This window comes from Rhodococcus pseudokoreensis (genome assembly GCF_017068395.1).
Lineage (GTDB): Bacteria > Actinomycetota > Actinomycetes > Mycobacteriales > Mycobacteriaceae > Rhodococcus_F > Rhodococcus_F pseudokoreensis.
Map to the genome: position 1 here is coordinate 8347581 of NZ_CP070619.1, position 16658 is coordinate 8364238.

Sequence of the window (16658 nt, forward strand, 5' to 3'; positions counted from 1 at the left end):
TTCGACGCGGTGCAGGTGCGTGATCCCGGTCAGTTCGGGCCTTTGCGTCCGACGAGGTGAAAGATTCGGCTGAGCTGGCGGTAAGGGTCTCGTCGGCCGGCTTCGAGTTCGACGGCGGTGGCCGCGGCGACCTGCTCGGAATCGCCCGGATCCAGCCGGGCGCCGCTGAGGTCGAGCCAGTCCACGAACAGCCAGACCCCATACCAGCGCACCGGCTCGATACCGCGGTCTCGGATGATGTCGCTGAGTTCCTCGACGGTGTGGGCGTGGGTCGGAACGCCCAGCACCCCGATCTCGCTGCTGGCATCGAAAGAGGCCAGGGCGTCGTCCCACCGCCGTTCCAGGGCCGGGCGGACCGCCATCGCGTGGGCGTTGCCCGCCATGATCGAGACGACTCCGCCGGCATCAGCACACCGGCACAGTTGGTCGATCAACGGTTCCGGGTCTTCGAGGTATCCGACCACGCCATGACAGAGCACAGCGGCGAAGCGTCGGCCGTCGACCGCCTCGTCGGCGTTCTCGCCGTCGGCCTGTAGAAGCGTCACCCGGTGCCGGGCGTCATCGGGCAACTGCAGGAGTCGCTGGCGGGCTTTGCCCAACATCGCTGCGGACGGGTCGAGCAGGGTCACGTCGTAGCCGGCTCGGGCGAGCGGAAACGATTGATGGCCGGCGCCGCCTCCGACATCGAGCACCGCCGCCGGTGGCGCCGGGAGATGCTCGAGCAGTTGCTGGTGCAACACAGTGGTGCGCACGAGCCCCTTCACCGAGGCGTAGGCCTCGTCGGCAAAATGGTCGGCCAAATCTTCCCAGCTGTCGTCGCCCACCACTCCACGATATTGGGTTCACATCCAGGGCATGTCAGGATCGAGCGGGTGGGAGATCACGCCGTCGTCGGGCTCGAGGGGGTAGTTCGCCGGGTGGAACTGGGCGCTCGAGGATCCGAAGAGATCGGTGCCGCCGGGCTGGGTCAGCGAGGTGCCGGGGTCGACCAAGGTGACCTGCGGGGGCCGGTCCTCGTCCGGGGCGTCGCAGGAGACCATGGGCCAGGCGTCGGCGCATCCGATGCGGTCTCGCACCTGGACGGTGTACGAGGAAACCCCGTGTGGAGCGACCCCGTCGGCGGGTGCGGCACCAGCGGTGGCACCCTGCGCCATCAACACCCCCAGTCCTACGGCGATGCCTGCGGCGGCTGCGACGGCGGTGCGGGTGTTGATCGAGGTCATTGTGTTACTCCTGCCTGGTGGGTGAAGTCCGCGTCTTGCGAACGACACCAACTCTGCTCCGGGAGCGGGCCCGCGGTAACACCCACAGGGTGGGCATCCCCCCACCCCTGTACGGGTTCGAAATTCACCCCTCGGGGGTGGTTCCGCGAAGGACGGCGGTCCTGGTGTTACGGCTGCGGAACGGCCCGCACACGCCGTTCGAGGGCCAGCACGCAGAAGCCCGCAACAACGAGGATCATCGCCATCGCGAAGAAGACCTCGCGGGGCGCAACGCCGGCGCTCAGCGCGGCACCGACGATCAGTGGGGCGGCGATTCCGCCCAGTCGGCCGATTCCGAGTGCCCATCCCACTCCGGTCGAGCGCATGTCGGTCGGATAGAGGACTGTCGCCAAGGCGATCACGCTCATCTGACCGCCGGTGACGCATGTCCCCGTGAGAAACGCCGCGACCAGAAGGGTCACGGTGCTGCCGCCGCCGAGCACCCATCCGAGCAGGGCCACGAAACCGGCACCGACGAGATAGACCGTTCCGAGTGTGCGAAATGGGCTGATGCGGTCCATGGCAGGGCCGATGAACATGGCCGCGGCAATGCCACCCACAGTGGTGAGAACAGTGCAAGCGATGACGACGCGTGACGATTGACCCAGGGAGCCGACGATCGTCGGAAGCCAGCTCTGGATGGCATAGAACGCCGCCAGGTTCGCACCGAAGGCAAGCCAGAGCAGGAGGGTGTTCAGGAACCACCGACCCCGTACGAGGTCGAGAACTGCTGAGGTTTTCCCTTTCGAGGTTCCCGCGGGGCGGCTGTCTTCTGATGCGTCCGCCAGGACGATGGCGTTGCAGGGCAGGGCGGGATCGAGGCGGCGCAGAGTGGCATTTGCGCGATCGCCGGCGCCGCGTAGGAGCAGGTATCTGGGGGATTCCGGAAAGTAACGCAGCAAGAACATCAACAGCACCAACGGTACGGTGCCTCCGACGATGAACATCGCGCGCCAACCCCACAGCGGAATGACGAATCCGGAGACGACCCCGGCCGCCACGAATCCGAAGGCGTACCAGCAATAGATGAACATCACGAAGGACGAGCGTCGCCGGGCCGGTGCGAACTCACTGACAAGTCCGACGAGACTGGGAATGGCAGCGCCGAGCCCGGCCCCCGTGAGGAATCGCAGTGCGATCAATTGGAGCGGCGATTCTGTGAATGCACACAGCAGGGTCAAGATGCCGAACATCGCGGTGCAGAAGACAACTGCGCGTCGCTGCCCGGATCGATGAGCGAGCGGTGCAAGGCACAGGTAGCCAACCATCAGGCCGACGATGGCCGCGGAAAAGATCGGACCGAGGGAGGCAACGGGTAGTCCCCACTCGTGAGCGATGGACGGGGCCGCGAAACTGATTGCCTGAGTGTCGAAGCCATCGAGAAACATGACTGCGCCGGCAAGAGCGAGGAGAAGGTAGTGGAAGCGGCCCACGGGCTGCCGGTCGATGAGTTCACCGACGCGGACCCCGGTGACGGATGCGTGCGAACTGGAGAGTTCAGAGGCCATTGCGACTTCGCTTTCGCTCAGGTGCGAGTTGAGTTGAGTTGAATGTTGGTTCTTCGGCTTTCGTCACGCGCCGCGAGCCCTTCTGGGAGCGGACGGTGGATCGGGGCCGGTGCTGAAACCATAGAAGTGCGTTCCGTTACAGTCAATACCTGTAACCTAACTTGTTGTATTGCATTACGAACATTGACTGTAACGAAACGTGGATCTAGGCTTCGCCCGCCGGAGGTCGGTGCGAAACCATTGCGGGGCACTCGATGCCGCCGCGGCCGATCTACCCAACATCCCGAAGGAAAACCAGCGATGAACTCATTCGATCTCGCCATGCTGCTGCTGCGCGTCACGCTCGGCCTGACTATGGCTGCTCACGGATACCACAAGATCTTTCTCGGTGGCCGAATTTCGGGTAACGCCAAGTGGTTCGAAAGCTTGGGCATGCGTCCGGGCTTCCTGCACGCTCGGGTGGCGGCCGGGACGGAGATCGTCGCCGGAATCGGTCTCGCGGCCGGATTCTTCACCACCGTCGCCGCGGCAGTGTTTGTGGCGCTCATGCTTGTTGCAGCGTGGACCGTGCACCGCACCATGGGCTTCTACGTGATGACCTCGGGTTGGGAGTACACCCTCGTCATCGCGGTATCCGCGGTGTGCGTTGCGGTGCTCGGTGCGGGGCGGATCAGTATCGAGCAGTTGGTGTTCGGCGGCAACCCGGTCGACGGGTGGGCCGGCCTCGTCATTGCGGCCGGGGTGGGAATTCTCGGCGGAGTAGTACAACTGGCGCTGTTCTATCGACCCGCGAAGGTTGCGGTGGGCACGTAGGAATCCGAAAACGGCGGTGGCCCCCCACACTTCGTGTGGGGGGCCACTGGCCTACGGGGAGTCGCCGTGGAAGGTGGCGAATGAGGCGACGGGTTCCCGGGGAGTTCGGTGCCGGCTGAGCCGGTGCTCGTGGTCCGCATATCCCAGCGCAAGTCCGCAGACGATCACCTGATCGTCGGGGATGTCGAGGTGCCTGCGCAGAACCGGGTAGAAGTCGATGAACGATGCCTGGGGGCATGTGGCGAGTCCGGCGCCGCGGGCGGCGAGCATCAATGCCTGCAGGAAGAGACCTGCGTCTACGAGCGCACCGTCGAGGGGGTGCCGACTGACCGACAGGATGATGCCGACGGGAGCGCCGAAGAATTCGTAGTTGCGGCGATGGTGGGCCAGCCTGGCCGCTGAGTCGTTTGCCGCGATGCCCAGGGTGTTGCCGTACAGGCCCTCACCGAATTGGCGCCGACGCGTACGAAACGGCTCCGCCCATTCGTCCGGTTTGGGCTGGTAGTTGTACTCCCGCGTACTGACATGCTCCTCGCATTCGTGGGCAGCGAGAAGTGCTGATGTCAGGCGCGTCTTCGCTGAGCCGGTTACGACATGGACCTGCCACGGCTGGCAGTTCGAATTGCTGGCCGACCGTGCGGCCAACTCGAGTAGGTGTTCGACATCGTCGCGGGGGACCGGTGTCGGCAGGAAGGCCCGAACACTTCGCCTGCTCAGTAACGCCTGCTCGACGGTCATGTCGTCATTCGCTCGGTGTACGGCGCGGGACGCCGGCGGGGCGGTGGTGGTCACGTCATTCACAGTGCATGCACCCCCTTTTCTTGATCAGACGGTGGCGGCGGGTGTGATGTCGTAGGAGATCCGTCCAGCGGGCAGATAGAACAGAGCGATCAGGGCGCCGCCTCGCACCTCCGGGTAATGGTGGCTTCCCGGTCCGGGTGCGGTCCAGCCTGCGCCGCACCATCCGCGCGGACCGGCCAACTCGGCGCCGGGGTCGAGGGGTACTACCAAGTTGAGTTCACCGTACGGATGCTGGTGGTACTGGCCCCGGTACCGGGAAATGCTGTTCATGTAGACCGCAGTGACACTGAAGAAGTGGAGTTCCTCACTCGGCGAGGCAATTCGGCTGCGGCGATACTTGGCTCCGTCGAGCTCCACATTCGCTGCCCACCCGTCGTTGACGCCTTCGGTGATCATTCGAGCCAGGTCGTCGTACAACTCGGTCCCGGGGCCGTAGTTGGTGTTGAGCCACGCCTCCAACTCGCCGCCGGCGGTCCGGTTCTTGACCTCGTCGAGAAACGGGATACTGCGATCGATCAGGGCCTGACTGGGATTCATGGCGCACTCCTGGATGAGACTTCCCGCCACGTCTGTGGCTACTGCCACACTAAGACGTAGTTCAGTTACAGTCAATATGTGTAACGTATCTGTGAGGCTGCAGCGCGGCCGAGTCGCCAACTCCACGGCGTAGCAGTGCTACCCGGAACGTGGGCGGAGCTTCAATGCGGCCCCGAAGCGGGGAGGCTACTCGGTTACAATGATCACCCGTAACGGAACGAGCGTTAGGGTGGGTCATGACCGAGAAGGCAACCAACACGGATTCGCAGGAGAGTGCCGACGCAGAGGCCGCCACCCGTGGGGGCCGTCCCCGTGATCCATCTCTCGACGACGCCATCATCCAGGCGACCCGGCGGCGATTGGTAGTCGACGGGTACTCGAGAATGACGTTGGGCGACATCGCATCCGATGCAGGCGTCACCCGCCCCACGCTCTATCGACGGTGGCCGGGAAAATTCGAACTCGTCGTCGACGCCCTCGACTTCGGCTTCCGCGCGCAACGTGCGACCTACCCGAATCAAGAACTCGCGAAATTGCGACCGTTCGAAGCCTTCACCGAGGCCATCAGGCGCGTCGACCCGTGCTACTTCAATCCGGACGCGATGATTCTCATGGGCAACTTCATGGGCGAGGCCTTCCGAACACCCGAACTACTCGAGATCGTGCGTGAACACGCAGTGGAACCACGCGTCGATCTGGTCGAACGCGTGCTCGATGATCTGCGAAGTCGCGGCGAAGTACGCGAGGACATCGACACCCACACCCTGGCCACCGTCTGCTTCGGCAGCTACTACGCCGCCTTTCTTCGCGGCGACAGCGATCGCGAGGATCTGGCCGAGAAGGTCGCGGCGACTCTGTGGCCGGGAATTGCGGTCGTGTAACCGGAGCCACGACAGTCCCGTGCCCAGCGGCAACCACCCAAGGCCTGCTTCGAGTCACTCCGCGTCGGCGCGGTGGGCGGTGCCGAAGCGGCGTTGGAAGGCGGTCGGAGACATCGACAGCTCTCGCACGAACACGCGTCGGAGACTTTCGTAGCTGGGAAATCCGGCGAGTGATGCTGCCTGTGTTGCGGTGTGTCCCTGGTCGAGGAGGGCCTTTGCCAGGTCGAAGCGGATCAGTTCGACGTAGCGGGCCGGGGTGGTGGACAGTTCGGTTCGGAACAGGCGTGTGAGGTGCCGGGCGCTGACGTTGAGGTGTTCGGCGAGTTCGGTGAGGGAGTGTTTCCCGGCGGGGTCCGCTGTCACCAGGTCCACGATGCGGCGCAGGGCGGGTGTTCGCGGTGGTGGGCCCTGGAGTGGGGCGGAGAATTGTGATTGTCCGCCGGCGCGCTGCAAGTAGACCACCAGGTGCCGGGCGACGTCGCGGGTCAGGTCGGGGCCGTGGTCTTCCTCGACGAGTGCCAGTGCCAGGTCGATGCCGGCGCTGACGCCGGCGGAGGTGTAGGTGGTGCCGTCGCGAACGTAGATCGAATCGGGTTCGACGTGCGTCGAGGGGTGCCGGGCAGCGAGTTGGTGTGCGACTTTCCAGTGCGTGGTGGTGCGCTTGCCGTCCAGGAGTCCGGCGGCGGCGAGGATGAACGCCCCGGTGCAGATGGACCCGACCCGCGCGGCTCGCGTGGCGAGCGTGTGGGTGGCGTCGACGAGGTCTCGGGCGACGGCGGTTCGGGGATAGATGTCGCCGCCGGCGACGAGGAAGGTGTCGGGGGCAGGCTCCGATTCGGGGTCGCCGTCGACGGAGAGGTGGATGCCGATCGACGAGGCCACGTCGGCGCCGGTGGGGGAGAGCAGCCCGATCCGGTAGTCGGCGCCGCAGCGATTGGCTTCTGCGAACACCTCGGCGGGGCCGGCGACGTCGAGCAGTTTCACGCCGTCGTAGACGAGAATCGCGACCCGATGCGGGTGGGCGCTGCTGTCCACTCTTACCGCCTGTCCTGATTCGGGTGCTTCATGGCCGGAACGGGGCGGCGCTGGTCCGGGATGTTCGGCATCGTAAGGGGACGGACACACCGTCCGTTCTACAACATCGACATCTGGAAGGGCAGGGCCCCATGTCCGAGATCATCGCAGGAGTGGAAATTCCCGAGACACAGGCGGCGGAGGAGGCGACGCGGCTGATTCGGGAGACGACGAACCCACTGATCTTCCATCACTCGCGGCGGGTGTTCCTCTTCAGCACGCTCCGGGCTGGTGAGCTCGGCCTGCGGCCGGACCCCGAGCTGCTGTACTTGTCGGCCCTGTTTCACGACACGGGTCTGCTGCGCCCGTTCTCGGAAGTCGAGCAGCGGTTCGAACTCGACGGCGCCGACCACGCTCGCCAATTCCTGCTCGATCGGGGTTTCTCCGGTGCCGCTGCCGAGGTGGTCTGGACGGCGATCGCGTTGCACACCACGCCGGGGATTCCGGGCCGGATGGGGGACGAGGTCGCTGCCACCAACTTCGGTGTCCTCACCGATGTGGTCGGGTTGGGTTTGGACCGCCTGGATCCGGGGCAGGTGGAGGAGATCACCGCTGTTCATCCGCGCGGCGATTTCAAGAACGAGTTTCTGCGTGCCTTCGTCGACGGGCTCAGTTACCGGCCGGACACGACCTACGGCACCGTCAATGCCGACGTGCTCGAACATTTCGTTCCGGGTTTCCGCCGCGTGAGCATGGTGGAGCGGATCATGGAATCGGCCTGGTCTGCGTGACCGGCACGCACCGCCTACTGAAGGGAACATCATGACCGGCGTGAATCTCAGCAAGCAGCACCCGTCCGTGTACAAGAGCCTGATGAAGCTGGACGCGGACGTGAAGGCTGCCCTGGAGACTGCGGGAGTGGACCCGCTCCTGGTGGAGTTGGTGAAGATTCGCGTCTCGCAACTCAACGGCTGTGCCTTCTGCCTTCGCATGCACACCCGCGACGCCCTGGCCAAGGGAGAGACGACGGATCGGCTCGCGGTCGTCGCGGCGTGGTGGGAAGCGCAGTACTTCAGCGATCAGGAGCGCGCTGCGCTCGACCTCGCGGAACAGGTCACCGCTCTTGCCGTTCCGGAACGGCGAACCTGGGACGACGGCTCCCTCACCGACGAGCAGGTGTCCGCGATCAGTTGGCTCGCGACGGTGATGAATGCCTGGAACCGGGTTGCGGTCACCAGCCACTATCCGGTTGCGCCGTAGAAGTGCAACATTGCCAGCTGGATCTCAGGCGCTCCTCAGCTTCGGCTCCTACCGTGAGCAGAGAATCCATTGATCCTCAGGAGCGCTGCCATGTCGTCCTCCGCCACCGATCCGATTCCTTCGGACCCGACCCCGCCCACTACTGCTGCCCGCACCTTGAGTGAGTCGGCCAGGCCGCGCCCGTCGGCGAATGCCGGGTGGGCCGTGGCGTCCGCGTTGTTCTTCTGGCCGCTGGCCTTTTCTGCTTTCACACATGCGTTCAACGTGTATCCGCTGTGGGCGAGCGGCGACGTCGACGGCGCACAGGACGCGTCGGACCGAGTGCGCCGACTCGGGCAACTGTCGCTGTGGATCTTCGGGGGGCTGCTGCTCCTGTTCGTGATCCTCTACACCCTGGTCGCCGTCGTGGTCATCACTCACGGGGGTGGCCATCACGGCATGATGCACTACCGATACGGGTAACTGACGTACGTGCGACGCGCCCCCGCCACCGCTTTCGAGGGCAGTGAGCGGGGGCCGACATGCCGCTGGATCGGTTGCATCGAACTTGCAGCAGCACACCCTGAATGCTACTCGCATGCATGGGCCGAACCGCCATGAATTCTGTTCTTTCCGAACATGTCTCAGTTCGCTTGCGGTTCGGGCCACCGCGCGACGACAGGCCGGCGCGACTTGGTCGCGCCGGCCTGCACATCGTCGTTCGTGTCGGAGTGAACTAGTTGAGCTTCTGCGGCACACCGTAAGTCATGACCGTGTCGCCGTCCGCGGTGACTGCCATGGCGTAGGGGCGGATCGTGACCGCACCGAGGGCGCCGGAGATGGAACCGTGGACGCCCTGCATCCTCACCGAGGCCGCCGGTCCGTCGAACTCCTGGCCCTCCAGGATCGGGACAGTGGTGATGCCGCCCGGCTCGAGGTCGATGTCGAGTTCCTGCGACGGAATGATGTCGCCTGCGAGTGTGGCGCTGGTGCCCGCGTTCAGCCCCAGAGTGAGGTCCGGGACGAGACCCAGGTCGATGCCGTTGCTCGAGCCGATCGCAAACCCGAGACCGGGTGTGTTCAGGACGATCGTTGCGCCCGCCAACGCGATCGGGTAACCGATCTGGTAGCCGACGGTGAGTTGTGTGCCCTTGAACTCCGCCGCATTCGGCCCGGTGATGTTGACCCCGGCATAGCCGTTGTGGAAGAACTCCACGCTGGTGGGTACGCCGTCGAGCGGCGGTACCACCTGGTACGAGGTGTCGCCCTGGAGAACTTCGATCCGGTTACCGGCGGCGTCGACGACCGAGCTGGAATTGTCCACGCCGGCCGACGCCGTGCCGTTGCCCATGACCATGGCGAGCGCTGCGATGCCCGCGACCGCGACACTGCGAGTGAACCTCTTGTACCCAACGCGAGATGTGCTGATGTCCGTCATGCCGACCCCATTCAGAGTGCTTCAAAACAGAGAGGAAGAGTATGCGAAGCGTAACCACGGGGCCGCACAGAATCTCGGTATTGATCAGAAGTTCACGACGAACTTCCTGCGTCCGCGGGGCGTCGTCTCGGTAGGTTGATCCCATGCGTTATGGCGTCACGCTGCCACCGTTCATGGAGTGGTCCGACCCGTTGACTGTTGTCCAGATGGCAGCCGAGGCGGATGCGGCGGGCTGGGATGGTTTCTTCCTGTGGGATCACGTGACGTGGAACCCCGAGTGGGGTGGCACGCCGCCCATCGCTGACGCGTGGACGTGCCTGGCCGCCGCGGCGACGGCAACCTCGCACGTGCTGCTGGGGACGGTGGTGACGCCGCTGGCGCGTCGTCGGCCGCAGATTTTGGCTCGTCAGGTCCTGACTGTCGATCACCTGTCGGGTGGACGCGCGCTCCTGGGCGTGGGTATGGGCGCCGACTACGACTTCGAGGTCTTCGGTGAGCGACTGACCGCGCGCGGGGATGTGCTCGACGAATCGTTGGCCGTCCTGACGGCGATGTTCACCGGTGGTCCGGTCGACTTCGACGGCAGGTACCACCACGTGCATTGTCCACCGATGCTGCCGGCGCCCGTGAACGGCACGATCCCGATCTGGGTCGGCGGTCACTGGCCGAACCGGGCGCCGTTCGAGCGGGCCGCTCGCTTCGACGGTGTGGTTCCCCGCAAGGCCGACGACGAAACGGGGCTGGTTACCACCGATGACCTCCGTGCGATCCGGCTCGCGATCGGGCGGGAGGACGATTTCGCGTACGTGGCGAGCGGCTCGACGTCTGGGTCCGATGATGTTGCCGCGGTGTCGGAGTGGGTCGGGGCCGGTGCGACATGGTGGCTGGAGAGTCTGTACCCGTTCGGTGGGCGCGCCGGGCAGATGCGGGTCCGCCTGCGGGTCGGCCCACCTCGCATCCCGAGTCGGTAGAGACCTTGGGCGGGGTCTGCGATGCTCGTGTCCTGATGTCGGTGACGGTCACCCGTGTGCGTTCGGGATCACCGTGGACTATGGGAAGTGTCTTGTTCGGTGTCGAGTATTTCCTGGCTGGCGGCCCAGGACGCGAGGAGTTTGAGGGCGTCGGCGGTGGGTGTTCCGGCGGCGGCGGTGTAGATGTTGAGTTGGAGGCCCGGTTCGGAGGGCAGTTCGAGTGCTTCGAAGTCGAGGTCGAGTTGACCGACGGCGGGGTGGCGCAGTCGTTTTCGACCGCTGCGGTGGAAGCGCACGTCTTGTGATGCCCAGCGTTGGCGGAACAGTTCGCTTTGGGTGGACAGTTCCCCGACCAGTGCGATGAGTGCTTTGTCGTGGGGGTTGCGGCCGGCTTCGAGTCGGAGCATGGCGGCGGCGTCCTTGGCGATCGTGTCGTAGTCGACGAAGAACTCTTCAGCTTCGCGGGGGTGGAGGTAGACGAATCGGGTGGTGTTGGCTGGACGGCGCGGGTCGGCGAGCACGGGGGAGTAGAGGGCCCGGGCGAGGTCGTTCATCGCGAGGATGTCGTGGCGGCCGTTGCGGATCCACGCCGGTGCGTCGGTGGTGGCGTCGAGTATTTGCTGGATCGCCGGGCGAATCGTCATGGGCGGGGTGCGGGGGCGCCGGGTGCTGCTTGCTCGCGATTGGCGGGCGAGGGCGAGGAGGTGGTCGCGTTCGGCGTCGTCGAGTTGCAGGGCGCCGGCGAGGGAATCCAGGACGCTGTCGGAAGCACCGGAAAGGTTGCCGCGTTCCATGCGGACGTAGTAGTCGACCGAGACGCCGGCGAGCATGGCGACCTCTTCGCGGCGCAGGCCCTTGACTCGGCGGTTACCTCCGTAGACGGGGAGTCCGCTCTGTTCGGGGGTGATGCGTGCGCGCCGCGTGCTGAGGAATTCGCGGATTTCGGTGCGCAGGTCGATCGAACTCATGAGTCCACGGTAGGGAGTAACCGCTCGGTGTGGGAGGTACTGGCAGTACCCGGAACATCCGTGACTCCCCGGACGGCCGGATTGGAGGTCGACTGGAAGGCATGAAAGCGACGTACATGTTCGGAGCGGGCGATGTCCGCGTCATCGATGTCCCTGATCACACCATCCAATCGTCCACCGACGCTCTCGTACGGATCGTGCGGGCCTGCGTGTGTGGCAGTGACCTGCATCCCTACCACTCCATGGGCGTCGACCCTGCGGGCACGTCGATGGGGCACGAGTTCATCGGCGTCGTCGAGGCGGTCGGATCGGACGTGAGGTCGTTGCGGGCCGGTGACTTCGTCATTGCGCCGTTCGCGGTGTCGTGTGGCACCTGTGTGTTCTGTGCACAGGGTCTGCAGACTTCGTGCGTGCGCGGCGGATTCTGGAACGACGCGGCGCTGGGAACGGCAGGCGGTCAGGCCGAAGCAGTCCGCGTGCCGCTGGCTGACGGCACACTGGTGAAGGCACCGGTCGGCGAGGACGTCGACGAGATGCTGCTCAACTCCCTGTTGACGCTGTCGGACGTGTACGGCACCGGCTGGCATGCCGCGGTCCGCGGAGGCGTCCGCGAGGGCAGTGTCGTGACCGTGATCGGCGACGGGGCGGTGGGATTGCTGGCCGTGCTGTCGGCTCGCCAACTCGGCGCCGAGCAGATCGTGCTGATGGGTCGGCACCGCGTGCGGACCGACCTCGGTCGCGAGTTCGGTGCAACCGATGTGGTTGCCGAGCGCGGCGAGGAGGGGATCGCGAAGGTTCGTGAGCTGACCGGCGGACTCGGCAGCGCGATCGTCCTCGAGGCGGTTGGCCACCGGCCCGCCTACGACCAGGCTGTGGGCGTCGTCCGCGCGGGCGGAGTGATCAGCCGGGTGGGGGTGCCTCAGTACGAGGACGCGCCGGTCGGGTTCGGGAGCCTGTTCGGACCGAACGTGACGTTGACCGGTGGTCCGGCACCGGTGCGCGCGTATATCGAGCAGCTGCTTCCTGCGGTCCTGGACGGCACCGTGCAACCGGGAAAGGTGTTCGACCGGACCGTCGGCCTCGGTGAGACACCGCTGGGCTATGCCGCGATGGATGCCCGGGAAGCGCTCAAGGTCGCGGTCCGGCCGTGACGACCGCGGTTTCGAGTCGGTCTCCCGCTGCGCCGTCTGCGATTCTGGGGATCATTCTGGTCAGCTATTTCATGGTGTTGCTGGACAATTCGGTGATCTTCACCGGGTTGCCGAGCATCCGGTCTGGACTCGACCTGTCGCCGACGGCGTTGTCGTGGGTGCAAGACGCCTATACGTTGGTCTTCGGTGGTCTGCTGTTGCTGGCCGCCCGCGCGGGGGACATTGTCGGGCGGCGCCGACTGTTCAGGATCGGGCTCGCGATCTTCGGTATCGCGTCGTTGCTCGTCGGGGTGGCGCCGGCGGGGTGGTGGATGATCGCCTCCCGCGCGGTGCAGGGAATCGGTGCGGCGATCGTCGCACCGACCTCGTTGGCGTTGATCACGACGTACTTCGGCGGGGAGGCCCGCAATCGAGCCATCGCCTGGTACGCCGCAACGGCGGGTATCGGCGCCAGTCTCGGTCTTCTCGTCGGGGGTGCGCTCACGGAGTGGGTCTCCTGGCGAGCGGCATTTCTGGTCAACGTCCCGATCGCGGTCGCGTTGATAGCGTGGTCCGGCGTGCTCGTGGAAACACCACGGCGAACCAGGCGGTTCGACGTGATCGGTGCGCTCGCTGCCACACTCGGCATGGGCGCCGTCATCTTCGGGATCATCGAATCCGGCGACGCTGGATGGGGATCGGTACGGGTGCAGGCCGCTCTGGTAATCGGGGCCGTCCTGCTGGTCGCGTTGGTCGTCCACGAGGGTCGGGTGCAGCAGCCGATCCTGCCGTTGCGGTTGTTCCGCAGTCGTGAGCGCAGCGGTGCCTACACCGCTCGGCTGCTCTACCTCGGGGCGATGGTCGGGTTCTTCTACTTCACCACCCAACTGCTCCAGGACGGGTTCGGCTTCTCCCCACTGCAAGCCGGCCTCGCCTTCCTGCCGATGACCCTCGTCAACTTCGCTGTCGCACTCGCGGTGCCCCGGCTGAGCGCCCGGCTGTCGAACGGGACTCTGCTCGCTACCGGGACGGCGCTGACCCTGGCCGGCATGGCATGGCTGAGCCGAATCGGCACACTCGATGCATACCTCGTAGACGTTGCGCTGCCGATGATCCTGGTGGGCGCCGGGCAAGGCCTGGCGTTCGGGCCGCTGACGAGGGCAGGAATCGCCGGTGTAGATCCGGCGGACGCCGGCGCGGCATCGGGCCTGGTCAACACGGCCCACCAACTCGGAATGGCGCTCGGACTCGGCGTCCTCGTCGCAATCTCGGCCAATGTAGGCGGCACCCTTGACGGGCCGGCCGCGGTGACCGACCACGTCGGCGCCGCCCTCACCGGCAGCACCATTCTGCTCTTGCTCGCGCTCGTCGTGGTGCTCACGGTGATCGTCCCCGCCGCCCGACACCGCACTGCGAGTCCGGGCACCTCGTCCGACAGGCACTCCCAGCACCCCATTACCGACCCCAAGGTTGAAGCATGACCATCCCACTGGTGACAGTGAACAATGCAATAACCATGGCAGGCAATGGTTTTCGGTGTTACCCGCGAGACCTTCGGTCTCGATATTTCCGACGCCTGAGGAACCCCACTGAATACATCAAACTCATTTGATGTATTCAGTGGTAGCCTGGTGTTGTGGTGTTGGTACGTCAGCCCGTCCCGGCGTTCGTGCAACTGGCTGCTCATCCATTGCGGTGGCAGTTGTTGGCGGCGCTGTCCGGCGGCGACTACCGGGTCCGGGAGATGGTGACTCTGCTGGGAGAGCCGCAGAATCTGGTCTCCTACCACCTGCGCCTGCTGCGTGACGGCGGGCTGGTGAGAGCTACCCGCAGCAGCTTCGACGGCCGCGACAGCTACTACCACCTGGATCTGGACTGCTGCGCCGAGATGCTGACCGGCGCGGGCGCCGCGCTGCACCCTGCGCTCGGGCCGAATCCTGTCTCGTCGCAGTTCGATTCGCAGGCACCTGCGTCAGTGCTGTTCGTGTGCACCGGTAACAGCGCCCGTTCCGTGATGGCGGAGGCTCTGCTGCGGCAGCGCACCAACGGTCGGGTCGAAGCGCACAGTGCCGGCACCCGTCCCAAACCGGTAATGCACCCGAATGCGGTGCGGGTGCTGCGAGAAGAGTTCGGGATCGACATCTCTGGCCAGAATCCCCGCCACCTCGACACCCTCGCCGACCACCGGTTCGACACGGTAGTCACATTGTGCGACAAGGCCCGTGAAGTCTGTCCGGACTGCGGCGACGACGTGCACTGGATCCACTGGAGCATCCCCGACCCGTCGGCTCCCGGCGGCACCGACGAGGACACGTACCCGGCCTTCCAGGCGACCGCCGCCGAGATCGACACCCGCATCCGGTACCTCTTATCAATTCTCACCCCCGAAGCGTGAAGAGGAGTTTGCGATGATGACGCCACCCGACGAATACGTCAGTGTTCGCTACCTTGTCGATGATGTGGCCGCAGCCATCGACTTCTACACCAGCCACCTCGGTTTCGCCCTGCACACTAATCCGGCCCCCGCCTTCGCCGACGTGATCCGCGGCTCGCTGAGGCTCCTGCTGTCGGGCCCGGCCAGTTCGGGTGCTCGCGCAACCCCGGCCGACAACGCCGGTGCGGGCAGAAACCGAGTTCACCTCATCGTCGGCGACCTCGACGCCGAACTCACCCGCCTGCGCGATGCCGGCGTCGCATTCCGCAGCGATGTGGTGGCCGGTCCGGGCGGGCGCCAGATCCTGATCGCCGACCCGGCCGGCAACCTGATCGAACTCTTCCAGCCCGGCGTCTGAGGGCCGGCGGGATCGGCTGGCCGACTACGTGTCGCTGATCGACCACGACACGCGCTACCGTGAACACCGTCCACCGTCATGTCGACAGCGGGGAGTGGTGAGTGAAGATGTGGATCAGGTGTTTCCAGGCCTCCCCGAACGCATCCGGGGTTTTGCTGTGCTTTCCACATGGTGGTGGGACAGCAAGTGCCTACCGAAAGTTGGCCGAGGCACTTTTCCCGCGGGTCGAGTTGCTCGCGGTGCAGTATCCGGGTCGGCAGGATCGCCTCGGCGACCACATGATTTCCGACATCGGCGCTATCGCGGAGCAGGTGGTGCGCGAGTCGACTCCGCCTGCGGGTAGGCGTCTTGCAGTGTTCGGTCACAGTATGGGTGCCACAGTTGCGTTCGAGGCGGCGCGACGGTTCGAGCAGCGAGGTCACGCGCTCGTGGCACTGTTCGTCTCTGGTCGAACGGCACCGAGTGTCGTCCAGCCGACAATGTTGCACTTGGCCGGCGATCAGGCCTTGCTCGGCGACATGCGCCGGCTCGGCGGTGCGGACTCGAATGTGGTGCAGATGCTGATCGAGAACCCCGACCTTGCAGAGATGGTGTTACCGAGCGTGCGTAACGACTACAAGGCAGTGGAGACCTACAGGTACAAGTCCGGGCCGGACGTATCATGTCCGATTGTTGCCCTTCGCGGCGACGCCGACCCGTCGGTGACCGACACCGACATCCGGCTCTGGAGCTACTTCACGACCGGGTCCTTCGACACCCGCGAATTCTCGGGCAGTCATTTCTATATAGATGACCACGTGGACGAGATCGCTTCACTGGTCGGCTCCAGGTTCGACTGAGCCCGACGAAACAGGTAGCAGACCGATCAGGAATAAAGAAGCGCCGGTCTCGGACTGCCCTTAGCGTGGACATAGAGCGGTCGCCGACGCGACCGCCGGACTCTGAGGAGACAAGTATGAGTGCCACGATCCGCAGCCTGGTGATTCCGGTGTCCGACCTGGACGCCGCGAAGGCCGTCTACACCGCGCTGCTCGGCGAACCGCACACCGACCAGCCCTACTACGTCGGATACAACGTCGACGGCTTCGAGGTCGCCTTGAACCCAGGCGAAGAGGGCGGGGGACCGGTGGCCTTCGCCGATGTCGAGGATCTCGATGCGGCCCGCGCGACCCTGCTCGCGGCAGGTGCGACCGAGCGCAGTGCCCCGCGCCAGGTAACGCCGGAGGCGCGGGTATGCGTGCTCGCCGATGCCGATGGCAACCCGATCGGTCTTCGCGGCAAGTAGACCTCGGTGCGGCCGGGAC

The 16658-nt window shown here is 65.4% G+C and carries 20 protein-coding genes; 12 read left to right on the forward strand and 8 right to left on the reverse strand.

Annotated elements, in window-relative coordinates:
• Positions 1–29: 29 nt before the first annotated feature.
• The 3 genes from JWS13_RS43445 to JWS13_RS43455 all read right to left on the reverse strand — a co-directional run bounded on the left by JWS13_RS43445 (position 30) and on the right by JWS13_RS43455 (position 2770).
• On the reverse strand, positions 30–824 hold the full coding sequence (locus JWS13_RS43445; protein ID WP_241032539.1) for a methyltransferase: 795 nt from the start codon (positions 822–824) through the stop codon (positions 30–32).
• 18 nt (positions 825–842) lie between these two features.
• Complete coding sequence (locus tag JWS13_RS43450) at positions 843–1223, reverse strand: hypothetical protein (protein ID WP_206011246.1); 381 nt, start codon at positions 1221–1223, stop codon at positions 843–845.
• A 167-nt stretch (positions 1224–1390) separates the two neighbouring features.
• Positions 1391–2770: an MFS transporter gene (locus JWS13_RS43455; protein WP_206011247.1), complete on the reverse strand. Its 1380-nt coding sequence runs from the start codon at positions 2768–2770 to the stop codon at positions 1391–1393.
• 300 nt (positions 2771–3070) lie between these two features.
• On the opposite strand from JWS13_RS43455, the gene JWS13_RS43460 reads away from it, so the two are divergent.
• Positions 3071–3583: a DoxX family protein gene (locus JWS13_RS43460; protein ID WP_206011248.1), complete on the forward strand. Its 513-nt coding sequence runs from the start codon at positions 3071–3073 to the stop codon at positions 3581–3583.
• 51 nt (positions 3584–3634) lie between these two features.
• Here the strand turns inward: JWS13_RS43460 and JWS13_RS43465 are convergent, their stop codons facing one another.
• Together JWS13_RS43465 and JWS13_RS43470 are read right to left on the reverse strand one after the other, a co-directional pair.
• Positions 3635–4375, reverse strand: coding sequence for a nitroreductase (locus tag JWS13_RS43465; protein ID WP_241032540.1), 741 nt, complete (start codon positions 4373–4375; stop codon positions 3635–3637).
• A 33-nt stretch (positions 4376–4408) separates the two neighbouring features.
• Positions 4409–4921: a DUF4863 family protein gene (locus JWS13_RS43470; protein ID WP_206011249.1), complete on the reverse strand. Its 513-nt coding sequence runs from the start codon at positions 4919–4921 to the stop codon at positions 4409–4411.
• Between the two features lie 236 nt (positions 4922–5157).
• Between JWS13_RS43470 and JWS13_RS43475 the strand changes: the two genes are divergently transcribed.
• A complete protein-coding gene (locus tag JWS13_RS43475; protein ID WP_206011250.1) occupies positions 5158–5802 on the forward strand; it encodes a TetR/AcrR family transcriptional regulator in 645 nt (214 codons plus the stop codon).
• 54 nt (positions 5803–5856) lie between these two features.
• Here the strand turns inward: JWS13_RS43475 and JWS13_RS43480 are convergent, their stop codons facing one another.
• Entirely contained in the window at positions 5857–6837 is a 981-nt protein-coding gene (locus tag JWS13_RS43480; protein ID WP_241032541.1) for a GlxA family transcriptional regulator, read from the reverse strand.
• A 131-nt stretch (positions 6838–6968) separates the two neighbouring features.
• Between JWS13_RS43480 and JWS13_RS43485 the strand changes: the two genes are divergently transcribed.
• The 3 genes from JWS13_RS43485 (at position 6969) to JWS13_RS43495 (ending at position 8538) form a co-directional block, all read left to right on the forward strand.
• Positions 6969–7607, forward strand: a complete 639-nt coding sequence (locus tag JWS13_RS43485) for an HD domain-containing protein (RefSeq protein WP_206011252.1) — start codon at positions 6969–6971, stop codon at positions 7605–7607.
• A 31-nt stretch (positions 7608–7638) separates the two neighbouring features.
• Positions 7639–8076: a carboxymuconolactone decarboxylase family protein gene (locus tag JWS13_RS43490; protein WP_206011253.1), complete on the forward strand. Its 438-nt coding sequence runs from the start codon at positions 7639–7641 to the stop codon at positions 8074–8076.
• Positions 8077–8166: 90 nt separating this feature from the next.
• Positions 8167–8538 (forward strand): CD225/dispanin family protein, encoded by a 372-nt coding sequence (locus tag JWS13_RS43495; protein ID WP_206011254.1) that lies wholly within the window; start codon positions 8167–8169, stop codon positions 8536–8538.
• A gap of 253 nt (positions 8539–8791) precedes the next feature.
• Here JWS13_RS43495 and JWS13_RS43500 read toward each other — a convergent pair whose 3' ends face one another.
• Positions 8792–9493: an MspA family porin gene (locus JWS13_RS43500; protein ID WP_124393712.1), complete on the reverse strand. Its 702-nt coding sequence runs from the start codon at positions 9491–9493 to the stop codon at positions 8792–8794.
• Positions 9494–9636: 143 nt separating this feature from the next.
• Here JWS13_RS43500 and JWS13_RS43505 point away from each other — a divergent pair, with 143 nt between their 5' ends.
• Entirely contained in the window at positions 9637–10464 is an 828-nt protein-coding gene (locus tag JWS13_RS43505) for an LLM class flavin-dependent oxidoreductase (protein ID WP_206011255.1), read from the forward strand.
• A 68-nt stretch (positions 10465–10532) separates the two neighbouring features.
• Here JWS13_RS43505 and JWS13_RS43510 read toward each other — a convergent pair whose 3' ends face one another.
• Positions 10533–11432, reverse strand: a complete 900-nt coding sequence (locus tag JWS13_RS43510; RefSeq protein ID WP_206011256.1) for a helix-turn-helix transcriptional regulator — start codon at positions 11430–11432, stop codon at positions 10533–10535.
• Positions 11433–11533: 101 nt separating this feature from the next.
• Here JWS13_RS43510 and JWS13_RS43515 point away from each other — a divergent pair, with 101 nt between their 5' ends.
• From JWS13_RS43515 to JWS13_RS43540, 6 genes are all read left to right on the forward strand, one after another.
• A complete protein-coding gene (locus tag JWS13_RS43515; RefSeq protein ID WP_206011257.1) occupies positions 11534–12583 on the forward strand; it encodes an alcohol dehydrogenase catalytic domain-containing protein in 1050 nt (349 codons plus the stop codon).
• Positions 12580–14043 carry an MFS transporter gene (locus JWS13_RS43520; protein ID WP_206011258.1) on the forward strand — a complete coding sequence of 488 codons (1464 nt, stop codon included), beginning with the start codon at positions 12580–12582 and terminating at the stop codon, positions 14041–14043. Before JWS13_RS43515 ends, JWS13_RS43520 begins: the two co-directional genes overlap by 4 nt.
• A 155-nt stretch (positions 14044–14198) precedes the next feature.
• Positions 14199–14957: an arsenate reductase/protein-tyrosine-phosphatase family protein gene (locus tag JWS13_RS43525; protein WP_206011259.1), complete on the forward strand. Its 759-nt coding sequence runs from the start codon at positions 14199–14201 to the stop codon at positions 14955–14957.
• 16 nt (positions 14958–14973) lie between these two features.
• On the forward strand, positions 14974–15354 hold the full coding sequence (locus tag JWS13_RS43530; protein ID WP_206011943.1) for a VOC family protein: 381 nt from the start codon (positions 14974–14976) through the stop codon (positions 15352–15354).
• Positions 15355–15461: 107 nt separating this feature from the next.
• Positions 15462–16193, forward strand: a complete 732-nt coding sequence (locus tag JWS13_RS43535) for a thioesterase II family protein (protein WP_206011944.1) — start codon at positions 15462–15464, stop codon at positions 16191–16193.
• 116 nt (positions 16194–16309) lie between these two features.
• Entirely contained in the window at positions 16310–16639 is a 330-nt protein-coding gene (locus tag JWS13_RS43540; RefSeq protein ID WP_206011260.1) for a VOC family protein, read from the forward strand.
• Positions 16640–16658 lie beyond the last annotated feature (19 nt).